General features: G+C 45.0%; 16 protein-coding genes. 7 read left to right on the top strand and 9 right to left on the bottom strand.

Features of this window, described 5'->3' with window-relative positions; translation table 11 throughout:
- Positions 1–34: 34 nt before the first annotated feature.
- The gene (locus VFDL14_RS23915) at positions 35–454 is read right to left on the bottom strand and encodes a GFA family protein (protein ID WP_084181840.1); all 420 of its coding nucleotides are present in this window, start codon (positions 452–454) and stop codon (positions 35–37) included.
- Between the two features lie 94 nt (positions 455–548).
- On the opposite strand from VFDL14_RS23915, the gene VFDL14_RS15095 reads away from it, so the two are divergent.
- The 3 genes from VFDL14_RS15095 (at position 549) to VFDL14_RS15105 (ending at position 3112) form a co-directional block, all read left to right on the top strand.
- Positions 549–1193, top strand: a complete 645-nt coding sequence (locus VFDL14_RS15095; protein ID WP_032550436.1) for a hypothetical protein — start codon at positions 549–551, stop codon at positions 1191–1193.
- Between the two features lie 126 nt (positions 1194–1319).
- Entirely contained in the window at positions 1320–1619 is a 300-nt protein-coding gene (locus VFDL14_RS15100; RefSeq protein ID WP_032550435.1) for an isoamylase early set domain-containing protein, read from the top strand.
- A gap of 218 nt (positions 1620–1837) precedes the next feature.
- On the top strand, positions 1838–3112 hold the full coding sequence (locus VFDL14_RS15105; RefSeq protein WP_032550434.1) for a peptidoglycan DD-metalloendopeptidase family protein: 1275 nt from the start codon (positions 1838–1840) through the stop codon (positions 3110–3112).
- Between the two features lie 88 nt (positions 3113–3200).
- On the opposite strand, the gene VFDL14_RS15110 is transcribed toward VFDL14_RS15105, so the two are convergent.
- The gene (locus tag VFDL14_RS15110) at positions 3201–5069 is read right to left on the bottom strand and encodes a putative bifunctional diguanylate cyclase/phosphodiesterase (RefSeq protein ID WP_050487369.1); all 1869 of its coding nucleotides are present in this window, start codon (positions 5067–5069) and stop codon (positions 3201–3203) included.
- A 122-nt stretch (positions 5070–5191) separates the two neighbouring features.
- Complete coding sequence (locus VFDL14_RS15115; protein WP_032550433.1) at positions 5192–6085, bottom strand: LysR family transcriptional regulator; 894 nt, start codon at positions 6083–6085, stop codon at positions 5192–5194.
- 107 nt (positions 6086–6192) lie between these two features.
- Here VFDL14_RS15115 and VFDL14_RS15120 point away from each other — a divergent pair, with 107 nt between their 5' ends.
- The 3 genes from VFDL14_RS15120 to VFDL14_RS25030 all read left to right on the top strand — a co-directional run bounded on the left by VFDL14_RS15120 (position 6193) and on the right by VFDL14_RS25030 (position 8207).
- Positions 6193–7401 carry a multidrug effflux MFS transporter gene (locus VFDL14_RS15120; protein WP_032550432.1) on the top strand — a complete coding sequence of 403 codons (1209 nt, stop codon included), beginning with the start codon at positions 6193–6195 and terminating at the stop codon, positions 7399–7401.
- A gap of 62 nt (positions 7402–7463) precedes the next feature.
- Positions 7464–7814: a hypothetical protein gene (locus VFDL14_RS15125; RefSeq protein WP_032550431.1), complete on the top strand. Its 351-nt coding sequence runs from the start codon at positions 7464–7466 to the stop codon at positions 7812–7814.
- A 258-nt stretch (positions 7815–8072) separates the two neighbouring features.
- Positions 8073–8207: a hypothetical protein gene (locus VFDL14_RS25030; RefSeq protein ID WP_255232076.1), complete on the top strand. Its 135-nt coding sequence runs from the start codon at positions 8073–8075 to the stop codon at positions 8205–8207.
- Between the two features lie 152 nt (positions 8208–8359).
- On the opposite strand, the gene VFDL14_RS15130 is transcribed toward VFDL14_RS25030, so the two are convergent.
- The 3 genes from VFDL14_RS15130 to VFDL14_RS15140 all read right to left on the bottom strand — a co-directional run bounded on the left by VFDL14_RS15130 (position 8360) and on the right by VFDL14_RS15140 (position 11129).
- A complete protein-coding gene (locus tag VFDL14_RS15130) occupies positions 8360–8977 on the bottom strand; it encodes a glutaredoxin domain-containing protein (protein ID WP_032550430.1) in 618 nt (205 codons plus the stop codon).
- A gap of 132 nt (positions 8978–9109) precedes the next feature.
- Positions 9110–9985, bottom strand: a complete 876-nt coding sequence (locus VFDL14_RS15135) for a DMT family transporter (RefSeq protein WP_032550429.1) — start codon at positions 9983–9985, stop codon at positions 9110–9112.
- A 154-nt stretch (positions 9986–10139) separates the two neighbouring features.
- Positions 10140–11129 (bottom strand): porin, encoded by a 990-nt coding sequence (locus VFDL14_RS15140; RefSeq protein ID WP_032550428.1) that lies wholly within the window; start codon positions 11127–11129, stop codon positions 10140–10142.
- Positions 11130–11499: 370 nt separating this feature from the next.
- Between VFDL14_RS15140 and VFDL14_RS15145 the strand changes: the two genes are divergently transcribed.
- The gene (locus VFDL14_RS15145; RefSeq protein ID WP_032550427.1) at positions 11500–12507 is read left to right on the top strand and encodes a succinylglutamate desuccinylase/aspartoacylase family protein; all 1008 of its coding nucleotides are present in this window, start codon (positions 11500–11502) and stop codon (positions 12505–12507) included.
- Between the two features lie 225 nt (positions 12508–12732).
- On the opposite strand, the gene VFDL14_RS15150 is transcribed toward VFDL14_RS15145, so the two are convergent.
- From VFDL14_RS15150 to VFDL14_RS15160, 3 genes are all read right to left on the bottom strand, one after another.
- Positions 12733–13452, bottom strand: coding sequence for a DsbA family protein (locus VFDL14_RS15150; RefSeq protein ID WP_032550426.1), 720 nt, complete (start codon positions 13450–13452; stop codon positions 12733–12735).
- 65 nt (positions 13453–13517) lie between these two features.
- The gene (locus VFDL14_RS15155) at positions 13518–14078 is read right to left on the bottom strand and encodes a protein disulfide oxidoreductase (protein ID WP_032550425.1); all 561 of its coding nucleotides are present in this window, start codon (positions 14076–14078) and stop codon (positions 13518–13520) included.
- Between the two features lie 5 nt (positions 14079–14083).
- A complete protein-coding gene (locus VFDL14_RS15160; RefSeq protein WP_084181845.1) occupies positions 14084–16096 on the bottom strand; it encodes a protein-disulfide reductase DsbD family protein in 2013 nt (670 codons plus the stop codon).
- Between the last annotated feature and the right edge of the window lie 101 nt (positions 16097–16197).

Below are 16197 nucleotides of genomic sequence, written 5' to 3'. Positions count from 1 at the left end.
TAAGAGAGTTTGATCTTAGGCAATCAATAGCGATTTAGTTAAAGCGTTCCATTTCACAATCAAACTTAACCCAGCCATGTTTGCGTTCTTCATACACGGAAAAGCTAGGGATAGGAAAGTCGCGCTCTTTGAAAAGACCAAGGGGAACGATCAGAGCATCTGGTGCTCCTGTGGTTTGCAACAACATGGTGGTGCCGCATTTAGGGCAGAATTGATAGTGGACTTCATTGCCGCTATCGCTAATGCGTGAAAAACTGGTGACCTCTCCACTGAGAGTGACTTGTTCGCTAGCAAATCTAGCCTGTACGCCAAACACACTTCCTGTTCTTTTTTGGCATTCATAGCAATGGCATACCGCGGTTCTGAGTGGCTCGCCACGACAGACCAAGCTGGTGGCACCGCAACGGCATTCACAACTTCTTACAGCTTTTTCATTCGCACTATTTGTATTCATGCACAACTCGCTTTCTGGTTAAGCTCATATTGCTAATTATACTAAAGCCATTTAAGGTCTGCACAAGTCGATGAAAATCAAAGAATAGAAGTTCATGAAAAAGAAAATTTTACCGATTCCCCTGATCCTGTTGATCCCAATTGTGATGCTGGTGGTTGTGATTGTTGCGGGTCTATATCGCTTTAGTTTGACTGATGAAGAGATACTGGCCAAATTCCCCTCATCTCAGATGAGTTACGACCCTGTGGTTGAGTTGGTATTTGACTTAAAAGCAACCAACCCTTGGACAATTAAAGTGCCAGAGACCCAAGCATTCGCTTTTATTGATGAATATATGGACTCTAAGCATATCGCCTCTGGTCGATACGATTCTGGTGCTGAGCGCGGCACGGTGCAAGTGGCTACAGATAAGATTGTTGCACTCACTGTTGGGCAAGATCAGATGTTTGTCGCACCGATGTGGGTTTCCAATCAAGGCTCTGGCGTGTTTCATTACCTAGCACTGTTTAAATTTGATAAAGCACGCAGTCGTGTAGTGTTGGTGGATGAGCTTCTTTTAGGTGACCGCATTCAATTAGAAACTCTGGATATCACAAATGCGGGTGGTGAAGCTCAAAATAGCTATCAGGGTTTGGTGAGCTTCAACCAACACAGTGCTCAGCAGTCTTACGCAGAGGCCCCTGACGAGAAAGTGATATCGAGCTTTACGGTAAATAAGCAATCAATTGAAGTGCATTAAAGGTTTTAATCGTGCATTGTTTTGTTGTTTATGTGAGCTAAATTACATATTATCTTAGATAGTTGACTGAAATTTAGACACAAAATCGGTTTTGTGTTGGACGATTTTTACAAATGGAGCTTGCGAATGATTAACAAACGCTTTTTTAAAACCAAAGATGAAGTAGAAGTGACCTTTGAGCTGGAGGCTCAAGAAGCGAACTCAGTGTCTATTGTTGCTGATTTCCTGGACTGGAAGGCCACGCCGATGAAGAAGTTGGCAAAAGGGAAAGTCTACAAGTTTAAAACACGTCTACCAAAAGATGGAGAGTTTCAATTCCGTTACTTAGTGGACGATCAGCAATGGGTCAATGACGCCAATGCTGACAGCTACATCCCGAATGAGTTTGGCGAAGATAACTGCTTAGTATCAACGGCGAATGCATAACGGCGGTTAGCGATTTTAAAGGATGATAAAGCAGAGGCTGTAATGCCTCTGCTTTTTTATTTCTGTAGTGAATAGATATTAGGAAAGTTCGGCGACAATAACTCAATGACTTAGCATGATCGAGTAAGATTAGCGTCATATTATGACAATGTATTGATGATTTATGCGTTTGAAAAGCATATCCTATGGTCTTTATATCGTAGAAAGACCTGTTTACCGTGTATTCAAAACTATTTTCATCTCCGTTTGCTGCGCTTTCGCCCGTAAAAAAGATAACCATTTTGGGATTGCCTGTATTCGCCTTAATCGGCGTAGCAATCAATTCATCCCAGTCGAGTTTAACTGGAACCATTGAACTCAACTTGCCAGACTCAACCGTGATTGAGTCAATTCTCTCTCCATCGCATAACGTGGCTGAACCACCGACATTCGAATATCAGATCCAAACTGGCGACAGCTTGAGTGGTATTTTCACTCAGTTAGGCTTCTCTTATCAGTCGATGATGAGTGTTATGGAGACGGATCTAAACTACCTAGCGCTTGATACGCTTCAGCCGGGTAACCAGCTGCGTTTTTGGCGCAATGAAGAGACGAACAATCTTGAGAAAATGGAGCTAAGCTTCAACGTTGCTGACAAGGTCGTCTATCGTCGCCTTGAAGATGGCAGCTATGAGTTTGAAGATATCTCTATCCCTGGCGAGTGGAAACAGAAGCCAATGGTGGGGGCTATTCATGGCAGTTTCTCTACCTCAGCGAATAAACTCGGTCTAAGTAGTGTCGAGATTGACCAAGTTGTTTCTCTCCTTAAAGACAAGCTTAACTTTAGCCGTGACCTACGTGCTGGCGACACCTTTGAAGTATTGCAACGAGCTCAATATGTTGACGGTGTTGCGACAGGTAAACGTGAAATTGAAGCGGTGAAGATCGTTAATCGCGGGCGTTTAGTCTCCGCTTATCTGCACAGCGATGGTCAATACTATGATGCGAAGGGTGACAGCCTACAGAGAGCTTTCCAGCGATACCCTGTTAGCCGTAGCTGGCGCTTGAGCTCGCATTTCAATCCGAAGCGTCTGCACCCTGTGACGGGGCGCGTTTCACCTCATAATGGTACTGACTTTGCGACACCAATTGGTACGCCAGTACAGTCTACAGGTGATGGTACGGTTATTATGACCCGCAAACACCCTTACGCGGGTAACTATGTGGTCATTCAACACAGCAGCACTTACAAAACCCGCTACCTGCATCTAAGCAAGATCTTGGTGCGCAAAGGACAGCAAGTGTCGCGTGGTCAGCGTATTGGTCTATCAGGTAAGACCGGTCGAGTGACGGGTCCACACCTTCACTATGAGTTGATCGAACGCGGTCGTCCAGTTGACGCAATGAAAGCGAATATCCCGATGGCAAACTCGGTGCCTAAGAAAGAGAAAGCGGAGTTCTTTGCATTGCGCGATAAAGCAGATGCTTTGTTAGAGAAGCAAGCTAATATTTAAGTCATCGTGAAGCTCAAACATAAACCGTGAATAGTTAGCTATTCACGGTTTATTTGTTTATGGCTGTTGTTTATCCGTTGTTGTCTATTCACTCCAGCTTTATCTCATCTTTGTCAGCAGTGAACTTAGCAGTTGGCCGCCCTTGGATCTTGGCGATCATGTCTTTCGCGGGCAAGGGACAAGAGAAGAAAAAACCTTGTATCTTATCGCATCCCATAGCGTGCAATGTTTCGAACTGCTCTTTATGCTCAACCCCCTCCGCAACCAACGACACCCCTAGTCGATTTGCTAGTTGTACAATAAGCCAGACGACGCTCTCCGCAGTATCACTGGTCAACAACCCTTGGATGAAGGTCGCATCGATCTTGATGCAATCAATGGGGTAGCTATGGATATAGTTCAAACTCGAATATCCAGTACCAAAGTCATCGAGTGCGATAGTGAAGCCTTGCTGCCTCATTGCACTGAGCACATTTTTAGTCCCTTCAGTCGGGGATAACAACACCGTCTCTGTTAGCTCGATAACAAAGTCGCGCTTGTCGAAGTGAAAATGTTTAATCATCTTGGTCAAGTAGTTAAGATAGCGTTGGCTGTCATGTAATTCGTGCGCCGAACAGTTGATACCAAGCTTCACTGGGTAACCTAACTCTTTCTCTAGAAGTGTTTTTGCTCGGCATGCGAGTTCAATGACTCTTTCACCCAACTCGACTATCAGCCCAGACTCTTCAGCCACTGCAATAAACTCAGTAGGGGAGATATTTCCGTGCTTTTTTGTGCGCCAACGCGCCAAGACTTCAAAGTAATCCCAGCGCTGGGACTGAACACTCACTATAGGTTGAACTGCAACGTACAAACCTTGCTCTGAACGTGGGTCGATTGGCAGTGAAAGCTCATCCTTTAATGCAGTCACAAGTTCTGCCTTACGGTGATAAGCAGCACTGAGGTGTGTGTCATAACACTTAACACGGGTATTGGGAGCCTGTTTACACGCCTTTAAAGCAAGGCTCGTATTAAAGATGAGTTGCTCGATGTCTTTCATCCCATCCTGTGAGCGGGCTAAACCAATACTGACGTTGAAGTCTAGTTGCAGGGTGCTGCCGATACGACTATGTTTGAGCTCTCTTAAGATGGCGTCACAAACACTGAAGGGATCGGAATGATAGGTGATAAAGGCAAATTCATTGCCTGCCGTGCGGAAGGTTAGGTTCTTCTCGGGTACCACTGCTTTGAGAATATCGGCCAGCTTCTGTAATACCTTGTCGCCAATGTAGTTGCCGTGCATGTCGTTGATGGCTTTAAAACTGTCGATGTCGAGAATCGCCAAGGCGAAAGGTGGATGGCTCTGTTGAGTAATCGACTCCAACGTATCTGCTAAACAAGAACGATTGAGCAGGCCGGTTAGACTATCGTGAGAAACCTCGTAACTCAGCTGGTGGACGAGCTGCTCTGATCGATCATTGAACCACATCTCTCTTAGGGTATGCGTCATGATGTTGGCGAAGATCTGATGGTGCTGAATCATCTCTTGCTGGATATCTAGATCCAAAGGAGCTTTAAATGATGACAACAGTACCCCCATAACTTCGCCGCTTGGCGTCTTGGTTGGGATTGCTAGCAAATAGTTCGTCTTAACGACTTGGGTAAAGGCCTCCGACGGAAGAATATCAACAACGTGTCTCGCAGCGTGACTATCTGGATGATGGTGACGCACGGCTTCTTGATAGAGCTGACGATGCAGAGGATTAATTCTGTCGTGATGGATGTGGTGATCGTGGGCAATGATCATTGGTGAGATCTGATCGGGAAAATACTTACGCTCAACTAGGCTCGTGTAGTCGGTATCGTAAGCGCTATGTAGACTCAAAACGGCAGACTCTAGAAGATCTAACCCATCTAACTCGAGGAGTTGTCCGACAGTTTTAAGCTCAATTTCAGTGCGATTATGGGCGTATACCATATGCACCCCCTAGCCATTGCTTTTCTAATTTAGTATATGCGCATTAGTTAGTATGGCGCTTGTCAATCAGATTTCAAATGGCGTTGAGAACTTTTCTCGTTAATTTCGGGATTACAGAGTGATTAGTAGAGTGGACTTCCCTCTTGTCGTAAACGCTCTTTTAAGTGCTCCAAAAACAGTGTAGTCAGAGTGTGAGAGTAATCGAGTTTCGGGTAGTAGGCATAAACCATCAGCTCATCCGCAGTGACGTCAGGCAGAATACGAACCAAGTTACCCTGTTTGAGCTCTTCTTTGATGATGGTGCTGTTAGTTAAAAGAATGCCAATCCCCCGTTTCGCTGCATGGAAGAGAGCTTCTGGGTTAGTGGTCGCAAAGTTTCCTTTAAGGGTAATCCGTTTGCCCGTGGCCAATTTCACTTCACGGTAGGGACGCTCTCCCCACACCAACGAATTATGCTGTTCTAATTCCGTAATATCTTGTGGGGTACCGTACTTTTCTAGGTAGTTCGGTGCGGCATAAAAGCCGGCTTTGTGCTCAAACAGTGGCGACTTTTTAAACGCAAGTGAGTTGAGTTGCTCTAATTCACGGCTAATGACTAAGTCTAGTCTGAGTTCGGGTACTTGGCCGGGAGTCGTGGTGATCAGTTGAACCTTGATATCTGGGTATTTTTCCAAAAAATCATCAAGATATTGCACCAGAAACTTGGAACCTACCGCAATGGTAGCGCCGATTTTCAGTAAGCCCGCAGGCGTCTGATTGACTGAGCGCGTTTCATCTACGATCGATTGCCAGTTTTCTAACTGCGCTTTTGAGCGAGTATAAAAAAGGGCTCCAGCTTCTGTCTGACTGATAGAACGAGTAGTGCGCTTAAGGAGTTGTGTTCCAATGCGATCTTCTAACCAGTTAACGCGCTTACTGATGGCTGAGCTGGTGGTATTCAGCGAACGTGCCGCACCGTTAAAACTGCCTTCTTCAACCACTTTTATGTAACTCTTAACGTTCAGTATCCAATCCATATTCGTTCCCAGTAAGACTTAATATAATTCCAAATTGGCTAATTATCATCGCTTAGCTTTGAATGTAGACTCATTATATGAATAAATTTAAGCCAAAAGGAACGATATTGAACGCATCTGACTTTAAAAAGACGCCACTGCTCCTTGCGATGATGATCATTGCGACTGGGCAAGTTGGGGTGAGTATATATCTACCATCACTGCCACTAATTTCATCGGATCTGGGTATTTCTCAGGTCGATGTTCAACTTCTTGTCACACTCTTTCTAGTGGGTTTTGGTGCATCTCAGCTCTTTTACGGTCCTATGTCTGATGCGGTCGGTCGCCGACCAATATTTTTGCTTGGTCAGGGCGTTTATCTGATTGGTACAGTGATCTGTTTTACCTTCTCAGATAGCGTTGGCGCGTTAGAGTTTGGTCGTCTGTTACAAGGCTTGGGAGCCGGTAGTGCTTCGGTACTAGGACGAAGCGTACTTAGAGACAGCTACGATGGCGGGCAACTAACCAAAGCGCTCTCTTATATTTCACTGACAGCTTCGATTATTCCTATCATTGCGCCGGTTTTTGGTGGTTGGATTGCATTCCATTTAGGTTGGGAATCGGTGTTCTTGTTTGTTCTGATTTACTTGTCGGCGATTTATACCTTGGGGTACTTTGTCCTGCCAGAGACCCTACCTTACGGTAAGAGCCGCTTTGAATGGAAAAGCGTGATTAAGAATTACGGCAGTTTGCTGTTAAATCGCCAAGTGGTTGGTAGTGCGAGCTATAACTGGGTGAGTTATCTTGCCAGTCTGGTGACATTGTCTTTGTTCCCGTTTTTGATGCAAGAGCAACTCGGGCTGAGTGCCGCGGATTACGGCTCACTAATGATAGTACCTTCCGCTGGGCTGATGATGGGTAGCGTGCTGTTGAATATCTTCAATAAACGCTTTTCAACGACTCAATTAATGGCGGCGGCGATAACGATCATTTTTGCGGCTGGTACTTGGTTATTAATGAGCGAACTGACGATCTTTAATCTGGTATGGGCATTTACTTGGTTGGCTATCGCACAAGGTATCTCTTTTCCACTATCGATCAGTATGCTTCTTGAGCCTCACAAGAAACAAGCAGGTGCGGTATCTGCACTCTCAGGCTCAATTCAGATGTGTTTGGCTGGGTTGTTAGGCGGTTATTTAGTTGAAACTTGGGTTACGACTCATGTGCAACTTGGATGGTTCTATCTTGTATCAGGTAGTTTGATGGGGCTGGTACTGTTTACCTCAAGTAAGCGTGGTGTCGAAGAGAGTAGCCGTTCGAAGCAGTATGCATCGTAATGATTGAGTTTAACGACGCCGTTTCTTACAATGTGCGGGTTCATTTAATAGGTAAATAAATCATGCAACATAAAGAATTCGAAACATTGGTAAAGGCTATCTGTGATCTTGAGACGCTTCCTCAAGCTCTAGAACTGCTAAAGAGCAGCGAAGAGACTGAAGTCGCAGAAGCAGCAGCGTCATTGAGTGGTCAATTTGCGCTGGCCGAAGTAGAAAACGAAAAGCGTATTTACCATGTTACTCAGCAAGAGAATGAGCAGGGTGAAGAGCAAGAGTTTGTTGAGCATGTAATGAATGAAGGCGATGACCTGATCAAATTCGCAGCGTGGTTCTTTGACTCAATGTTTGGTGTGAAACAAAAAGAAACTTACCAAACGGCAGGCAAAACATATCGTCAACCTAAGCGTAGCTAATCAGCATTATCTGTACTGGTCTGTTTTATAAGAGTAAGTGCGTTATAAGACCAAGCCACGCTATAAGATAAAAGTTGCAGCGCAAATAGTTTAAAAATGAAGCTCTACTTCGGTAGAGCTTTTTTGTAGGTATAAATGAGCCTATTTAACTAGTAGTGTAAATTAATTACTAAAAAGTGTGATTTAAATCTTGTTTTTGGGGTTTTTAGGTGTAAAATTACCACATAAAGAAAATTTATTACATCTTTGGTGATTATTATGAGTTACGAATTAGGCAATGTTTACGTGGGTCATATTGTGGCGAAAAACATGATGCACGAAGCGCTACATGGCAAACCAAAACAGAAGAAAATCTCATTCGTTAAGCGAATGATGAAGAAAATGGCAAACTAGTCATTGATCTAAAAGGATTTTAAGAGGCCTTAAGCGAAAAGCTTAAGGCCTTTTTCGTATTCAACAGAACAGCGGTTCAATTGCAATTACTGTTGATACGTCTCTTTGTGGATGGACACAAAATTCTGAGCGATGATCTTTGCAACTCTATCTTAGCCAGTGGATTGGTTAGAAAGATCAACCACGTTGTTTGGGATGGCATCTAAACCCTTCTCTTTCATCCAAGCTTCTAGGTTGTCAGCACCACCAATGTATTGACCGTCTAGCCAGATTTGAGGCACGGTAACGGGTGTTTTCTGCCCAATGTGCGCCTTCACTTCAGGGATCATTCGGTACAGTGCAGCACTGTCTTTTACAACGTCGTGGTACTGGTATTCGATACCTGCTTCATCAAGCATCTTTTTCGCTTTCACACAGAAAGGGCAGGTCGCCTTACCATAAACAATGTTGCCTTTTAGTGTGTCACGCTCGGTCCACTCTTTGATGACGGACTGTACTAATACACCACGGTTTAGGGCTTCACCTTGACTAACAACTTTACCTTCAACGACAAGGATTGGAGCATGCCAAGCGCCATATCTCAATGGCTCCCACCAGTGAGACAACCAATCTTTCACCTCTAGCTCGACATCCACATCAGACAACTCGTTATCAAACGTGTCCTGTAGAATATCTTTGGTTAGGGTACACTCACCACAAGGGATATTGACCTTGAATGGTCCCCAGCTTCCGCCCCAGCGATACAAGGTAATTTTAATTGGTTTGCTCATAGTGACATCCTCGTTTTAAATCTCTTGTAAATATAGAACGATAAGCTCAAATTTTTCTTTCAAAGAAATTTAAATTTATCTGTATTTCCCTATCTTTTAGCACTTACAGCATTTTGCATGAGCGTAACAATCTTATCGCTCTTTCTTGGTTTCCCAATGGGTGATGAAAGCAACTGAAGCGATGATGATCGCGGCACCAAGCCATAGGCGACCTGGTGGCACCCAGCTAAATACAATCCAGCCCGCCAGCACATTCAGTGGTAATTTCGCGTGATCGAATGGTTGAACAAATGAGGCATCGGCAACCGAATACGCTTTTACAATGGCCCACTGTGCCAGTGCGGTCAGTACGCCAATAACAACCAGAATTACCCAGATGTTAAAACCACTCGGCATTTGCCATTCAGGTGCTGCCAACAGGATGTTAAATGGCGTGATGAGTAGCAGTAGGTACACCACCATGGTTGACGGGCTGTCATCAGAAGAGAGCTTTTTCACCATCAGTGAGTAGCATGCCCAGAAAAAAGCAGCGCCAACAGGTAAAAGTGTTGCCCAGCTAAAGTCTTCCGCCCATGGTTCTAAAATGATCATCGCGCCAGCAAAACCAGCGATGGTCGCTCCCCAGCGCGCAGTACCGACGTTCTCTTTTAAGAACAGTCCTGAACCAACAGTCGCAAACAGTGGAGAGGTCATCAGTAGAGCAATACCTTGCCAAATTGGCACTGGATAGGCGAGTGCCCATATCCACAATTGAATACCAATAACCGATAAAAATACGCGCGCGATGTGCATTTTAAGATTGTTGGTTTGCAAGGCTCTACGAATACCCAGAGTCTGCAAATAAGGAAGAATCGCAAAGAATGCAATGGCGTATTGAATAACAGCAACAGTAGTCGATGCGAGCCCAAAATGAATACTGGCGATTTGGGTTAAACTGTTGATGATCGCGAATGCAAGGCCAGCGGTAAGCATCCAGCTTGCGCCTTGAATCGGGTGATGTTGAGACATAATGTTTCTAATTCATTGATGTGGTTTACGTATGATACGGATTTAGGCCAATGAAACCAGAAAAAAGCGTTGATGAACTTGGTCAAAATAATTGAAGGAAACAAAAAAGCTGAGCAATTGCCCAGCTTTTAGAAAGTCTATCTAGAAGACGAGATTAGAAGTCGTAGCGTACACCTAGGCGAAGTGTGTCTTCACCTTCAGTTACAACACCAGCTATGTTCTTTTCTTCATCCAAACCATTTAGGTAGTACGATAGGTAAGTACGGAAGTTGCTGTTGAACTTGTAGTAACCCGCAAGTTCGATACCGTCTGTAGCGTCAACTTTTGTGCCATTCGCTAGTTCGTTTTCTTGGTACGTGTATACCGCTGCTGCAGAGATTTGCTTAGTGAACTTGTACTGAGCTGCGAATTCCATTGCTGTGAACGACTCTTCGTCTGTACCCGTCGCTTTGTCATCTAGGTCACCCGTAGAGTAAGTCGCTGCAAGGTATAGGTTGTCTAGCGAGTAAGCAACACCAGCTAGAATTTGGTTTGCGCTACCTGCGCCAGCACCTAAGTCTTCAGCTGCGTAAGTCAGACCAAGATCTAGACCAATTGGCAGAGAGTAAACACCTGAAATGCCGTAGCCATCAGAATCTTTTGTACTGTTTGTTTTGTAAGTCGCTTCTAGTTGAAGTGCATCGAAGCCACCACGGTATGCGAATACACCGTCTTCTTTGTCAGAAGCTGAATCGATAACTTGCTGCACGCCTGAGAACTCTGAGATATCCGTGAAGTCAGAAACGATAACAGAAGCCATGTCTTGACGACCGAAAGAGATAGCTTGGCCATCAAAATCAACACCAGCGTACATGTAGCGGTTTTTAAATGTATCGTCGCCAGAGCCTTGTTCTGCTTCGTAGAAGCCAAACGCAGTTGCTGTATCAGTTAATTGAGTTTCACCTTTCAGGTTTAGACGGAAGCGAGTTTTGTCTTCCATAGAGCCTTCAACTTCTTCACCGCCTGAACCGATGAAATCGCCACGGAATTCCGCACGACCGCCGATTTTAAGCTCAGTACCGTCAGAGCTGTAAACTGTTGCTGCTAGAGATGAACCTGAAACTAGTGCTGCTACCACTGCAGAAGCTAGAACTGCCTTTTTCATAATCACTTACCTTGTATTGTAAATTCCGTGAGCGCTGTGCTCGTTCTTTTCGAGATGGGGTTAATTTAGAGCAGCCAAATTAAGCTTTCATTTCTGGGAAATTACATTTTCGTGAATAGGGAACTTTTTGTTAGTTATTAATTTCATTACACTTTTGTTTCATTTTTATTTTCTAGTGTGCATATCTGGTCGGTTTTATTTGTGTTTTTTTGACTAATTATTCGCGCAGAGGGTGAGGGGGAATTCTATAGGTAACTTATTGTTATGCTTTAATTCATTCATAGAATTAAAGGTTGTTCTAAGGATCGATTAGGTTATGATTCAAACTGTGGCAAACGGATTAAACTAGGCGCAGTAGCGGGGAAACCGAATGAAAACAGAGTATTTAGGAGATGTGTTACAAGGAAGACAGGTCATAACCTCTCTTAATGTTGATGATCTCCCAGTGGGCGAACATCAGTTCTGGTTCCAAGTGACCAGTGATGGCCTTGGTCAACCTAAAAACATGCCAGTGTCTGTTTTCAAAGGGAGCCAAGACGGTCCGAAGCTGATGATAACCGCAGGTATTCACGGTGATGAATTGAATGGCGTGCTCGCGGCACAACAGATCATTCGAGAACTGGTTGGAAAAGAGTTGAAAGGAACGGTAACAATCGTCCCAACCGTCAACTTGCCGGGTCTGCTGAATCATAGCCGTGACTTTGTATCATCGGATCCGGGGTCGTGCCCTGCCAACTTAAATCGCCTATTTCCTGGAGATGCTCATGGTTTGGCAGCAGAGCGATTTGTCGCGTCATTGTGGGAGCATCTACTTAAGCATAATGCGACGTTTGCTGTTGATCTTCATACCCAAACCCGTGGTGCGGTTTACCCTCTGTATGTATTTGCTGACTATCGCATTGAGCAATGTGTTGAAATGGCACGCTTAATGAAACCTGATTGTGTTCTGAATGATCCGGGTGATCCGGGCATTTTGGAAACGGTTTGGAACCGTAGTGGTATTCCAAGCGTTACCGTTGAAGTGGGTATGGGTAAAGTCACACAACCAGAGATGATTCAGCGTGCCGTGGATGGCGTGTTCAATATACTCAGCTACTACGACATGTTAAGTAAGAATCTCGAAGCTGCAGTCTTACCTGATATCGATTGGGTTGCAGGTGACAGTGTTGTCTCTATTCGAGCGGATATTGGAGGCTTTGTATTGCCTCAAGTCTCTATGTTGCAGCAGGTTGTCGCTGGTGACTTGCTAGCGATTCAATATGATGCGTTTGGTAACGAATGTCGTCGTTATTTTTCGCCTTCTAAAGGGCATGTATTGAGCTATAACGTTGATGCTCTGAGGGAGCCAGGTGCTTTGGTTGCTCGTTTACTTTGTTAGATACAAAGAGCGCATCAAACAGGAGACAAAAAAAACCGAGCAGAGCTCGGTTAAAGGACAGTGCCATAGAGTAGGCGTGGGTGTTGAACTCTTTGTTTCAACGCCTTTAAGTTAGTCGCTGTAAGTGAAACTTATGTGGACTAATGATGACACTTTGAAACCACTTTAATTTCATTGAGATGACGAAAAATGGAAGCGCGATTCGCTTCCATTTTTTATTCTTACTTAAAACGCTTGGTCTACGACGTCTTTAAGTTTGTCATAAGGCATGTATCCCGGAAGGAACTGGCCATTGATGATCATTGTCGGTGTGCCAGTTAAGCCCAGCGCTGAAAATGTTTGGTGGTTGGTGGTGAGAACCGAATCAAGCTCTGGTGTCGACTTTAGCAGCTCTTCTGTACCCGTGCGTTTCGCCACTGCTTCTAAAGAGCGAGTAGTATGCAGTCCGTTTTTTGCTACGAGCAGGTCATGCACTTCGGTGTACGCTTCTGGCTTTTGTTGCCAAACGTTCATTGCATACAGCGCAGAGTTGGTTTCGATCTTATCAAGCTTCTGTTGCTTGAACGACACGTAAACGTTGATGACCTTTAGATCTTTCTCTTCTTCTACCAGTTGTCCAAGGGCTTTCTCTAACCGCTTACAGAAAGGACAGTTGTAGTCAGTAAAGTTGATGATGATGTTCTTGCTATTTGGGTTGCCCATAATCGGGTGAGCCGGGTTATTGTAGAGCCACTCTTGACTATCAGCTTGTGCCTTTTCTGCCTGCTCTTTACCTGCTAAGTATTGTTGAAGGCTAGTATGTAGGCCTGAAATGGTTTCTGGGTTCTCTTTTAAAAAGGTATTGATCTCTTCCAGTTGCTGCTCTTGTTGAGGGCTAAGCGCTGCTAATGCAGTCGTCGAAAATAGAGCACTTAAAATCATGCCAGCCAGTAGTTGTTTCTTCATTATTGATTCTCTTTCTTGAGGCCACTCTTTTTAGTAAGAGTGGCATTGTTATCTGTTCGGTTGGTTTATGCCAAAGCAGCACGTAACCAAATACCTAGCGGTGTGGTGACACCCGTTGTAATACTTTTGATCTCTCCATCTTTAATGATGGCGATGGTCGGTGTAACGCTTATCGCCCAGTCACGGCCAATTTGTCCACTGGTGTCGTTGAGCACATCGAAGCTGTAGTCCTTAGCTTGCAAGTAACGGGACACTCGCTCATCGGGGCCAGAAGACAAAGAGACAGAGACGACATTGTGAGATTTGGCTAACCAATCGACACTCGGACTGACGAATTTACACGCGCCACACCAGGTTGCCCAAAAATAGACGATCACGGGCTCACCTTGTTTACTCAACTCTATCAAGTCGATCTCTTCTCCTTGAATCGAAGTACCGACCATAGGGATAGCGTTACCTTGAGGCATGGACTGTGAGCGATAGAAGTCCATTGCCGCTGAAATCACCCCGACGATCAGTAAGATAGAAAGCAGCTCTTTGGACCAACGCTTGATGCGCTGACCTAGACTCTTCTGCGTCTTATTTTCAGTTTGATCATCCTGCTCGGACTGGTTTGATTTAGTCATAATGCTTACCTCGCAGCGTTAATTGCTTGAACCACGGTATCGCCATCCAAAATAACTGGCAGTGGTATGCCTGTTGGAACCTTCGGTCCATATACAATATTGAATGGAACGCCGTAACGACCATTGCTTTGTAAGTATCCTGTCACGCTTTCACTTGGTGTGGTCCAGTCACCTTTCATCAATACCATGTCTGGTTGCTGTAGGTGAGAGTAGACAGGGTCTTGTAAGATCACGCCGACTTTATTGGCCTTACAAGTGATACACCAATCTGCTGTGACATCAACAAACACGGTTTTCCCTTGAGCGACTAACGCTGGAATCTGCTTAGCATCAAGTGGTTGCCAAGGAAGATCGTCAACAATTGGCGTTCTCCAGTGTTCAGCCGTCATGCTTCCCGCAATCAAACCGACACCAGACAATACTGTTGTGATTGCTAACAAAGGCACCATTACTTTGCGTCCGAGCTTCACTCCCACCCAGATCAACACCGCGATGAAAATAGTCGCGCAGAGCACAATGGTCGGAAACAGCCCGATAAATGGCTTAAGCAGGCTTGCCAACCAAAGGCTGGTAATGAACATCATTAAGCCAAACAGAAGCTTAACGTGATTCATCCAGTTGCCAGGTTTTGGTAGTAGTCTGGTTAGGCTTGGGAATAACGCGAACAGTAGCCATGGGGAACTCATACCCAAACCTAAAGCCAAGAAGATAGCCCACAGTTCAACGTAGCTTGCTCCAAGAGCATAAGCGACGGCAGTTCCCAAAAATGGCGCACTACAAGGTGTTGCTAACAAGGTCGCAAACATGCCTTGTACAAAATGACCCGAGTGCGAGTTATCGCCTTGAGTTGCCATCCAAGTGTTCATGCGCGACGGTAGTCTAAATTCGAATAGGCCGAGCAGGTTGAGTGAGAACAGCAACGTGATGATCAACATTAAGGCGATGAACCATACGCTCTGAAATTGAATACCCCAACCAACGGCGTTGCCGCCGAGCTTAAGTAACGTCATTCCAGTGGCCAGAATTGCGAATGAGGTGATGACGCCTGACGCCGATGCGATAAAGGACAGTCGGATGTGCTTATTTGACGCACCTTGATTTTGGATAATGCTGTTGAGTTTCATGCCAAGCACGGGCAGAACACAAGGCATAATATTAAGAATCAAGCCTCCAATCAGCGCAAAACCAACCATGACCCAGAAGCCTTGAGTCGTATTCTCATACACAATCGGCTGGGCGCCGACACTAGCAGACAGTTCTTCAGCAAAGCTAGTATCTGAAACGGTTACGTTAACTACGCGCTCAGTTAGGTCTACTTCACCTAGCCAGTTAGAAACATCAAACACAGCGGTCAGGGTGTTGTCTGTTATGTGCAAAGCAGGTTGAGCGAAGAAATCATCGATGACAGACTCACCGTCAATCAAGACTTGTGGCTTATCCCAAGCTTGATCGTTGTCGAGTTGAACAACTAGCTGCTGATTGGCTTTATCCCAGAAAAGTTTCTCGTTAGATACGTGATACGCAGATTTAGGTGCACGACTCATGCCTTGGTTAAACAAGAACATGGCCTGTTCATCAAGTGCTAATGATTGGCTATCTATTGGCAACTCGATCGCATAGTCGTGAAGAACACAAATGGTCGTGCACGATGGGAACGTTAGGTTGGCACGAAACAGCGCGGGTAGATTCGGATCTTTTAGCGTCAGTGTCACAGGAAAGCTGACGTGTTTTTTGTATCCGAGCGTCATCACGCCCAATTGTTCGTAATATTTCGGAATTGGCCAATGCCATTCGACAGACTCAATATTGCTGGATTCTGACCAGTCCCAACTAGGCGGAATACCACCCTCACCAGGGCTACGCCAATAGGTTTTCCAGTCTCCAGACAGCTCGATATCGAGGACGGTTTGAATGATTTTGCCGTCATTAGATTGTTCGCCTGTCGACATCATCCGCATTTTTACGGGTGGATGCTCAGGCGCGCTGATCCAGCCTGTGCTTTGAGCAGAAGCTAGCATTGGCAACAGTATTAACAACGTAGCCAGAAATTTAACGCATGTGCGAGTGATGGTTGCTAAACGTGCAGCAACGCTATTGGTTCGTGTGTTGTACACAAATG

This window comes from Vibrio fortis (genome assembly GCF_000695685.1).
Lineage (GTDB): Bacteria > Pseudomonadota > Gammaproteobacteria > Enterobacterales > Vibrionaceae > Vibrio > Vibrio fortis_A.
The sequence above is the reverse complement of the archived record's forward strand: the minus strand, read 5'-3'. Positions and strand labels throughout refer to the sequence as shown.

Excerpts from the sequence above, each read along its gene's own strand:
- VFDL14_RS15125 (WP_032550431.1), top strand. The coding sequence starts at position 7,464 with ATGCAACATAAAGAATTCGAAACATTGGTAAAGGCTATCTGTGATCTT.
- VFDL14_RS15095 (WP_032550436.1), top strand. The coding sequence starts at position 549 with ATGAAAAAGAAAATTTTACCGATTCCCCTGATCCTGTTGATCCCAATT.
- VFDL14_RS15155 (WP_032550425.1), bottom strand. The coding sequence starts at position 14,078 with ATGACTAAATCAAACCAGTCCGAGCAGGATGATCAAACTGAAAATAAG.
- VFDL14_RS15100 (WP_032550435.1), top strand. The coding sequence starts at position 1,320 with ATGATTAACAAACGCTTTTTTAAAACCAAAGATGAAGTAGAAGTGACC.
- VFDL14_RS15135 (WP_032550429.1), bottom strand. The coding sequence starts at position 9,985 with ATGTCTCAACATCACCCGATTCAAGGCGCAAGCTGGATGCTTACCGCT.
- VFDL14_RS15130 (WP_032550430.1), bottom strand. The coding sequence starts at position 8,977 with ATGAGCAAACCAATTAAAATTACCTTGTATCGCTGGGGCGGAAGCTGG.
- VFDL14_RS15140 (WP_032550428.1), bottom strand. The coding sequence starts at position 11,129 with ATGAAAAAGGCAGTTCTAGCTTCTGCAGTGGTAGCAGCACTAGTTTCA.
- VFDL14_RS15160 (WP_084181845.1), bottom strand. The coding sequence starts at position 16,096 with ATGCTAGCTTCTGCTCAAAGCACAGGCTGGATCAGCGCGCCTGAGCAT.
- VFDL14_RS23915 (WP_084181840.1), bottom strand. The coding sequence starts at position 454 with ATGAATACAAATAGTGCGAATGAAAAAGCTGTAAGAAGTTGTGAATGC.
- VFDL14_RS15115 (WP_032550433.1), bottom strand. The coding sequence starts at position 6,085 with ATGGATTGGATACTGAACGTTAAGAGTTACATAAAAGTGGTTGAAGAA.
- VFDL14_RS15150 (WP_032550426.1), bottom strand. The coding sequence starts at position 13,452 with ATGAAGAAACAACTACTGGCTGGCATGATTTTAAGTGCTCTATTTTCG.
- VFDL14_RS15110 (WP_050487369.1), bottom strand. The coding sequence starts at position 5,069 with ATGGTATACGCCCATAATCGCACTGAAATTGAGCTTAAAACTGTCGGA.
- VFDL14_RS15145 (WP_032550427.1), top strand. The coding sequence starts at position 11,500 with ATGAAAACAGAGTATTTAGGAGATGTGTTACAAGGAAGACAGGTCATA.
- VFDL14_RS25030 (WP_255232076.1), top strand. The coding sequence starts at position 8,073 with ATGAGTTACGAATTAGGCAATGTTTACGTGGGTCATATTGTGGCGAAA.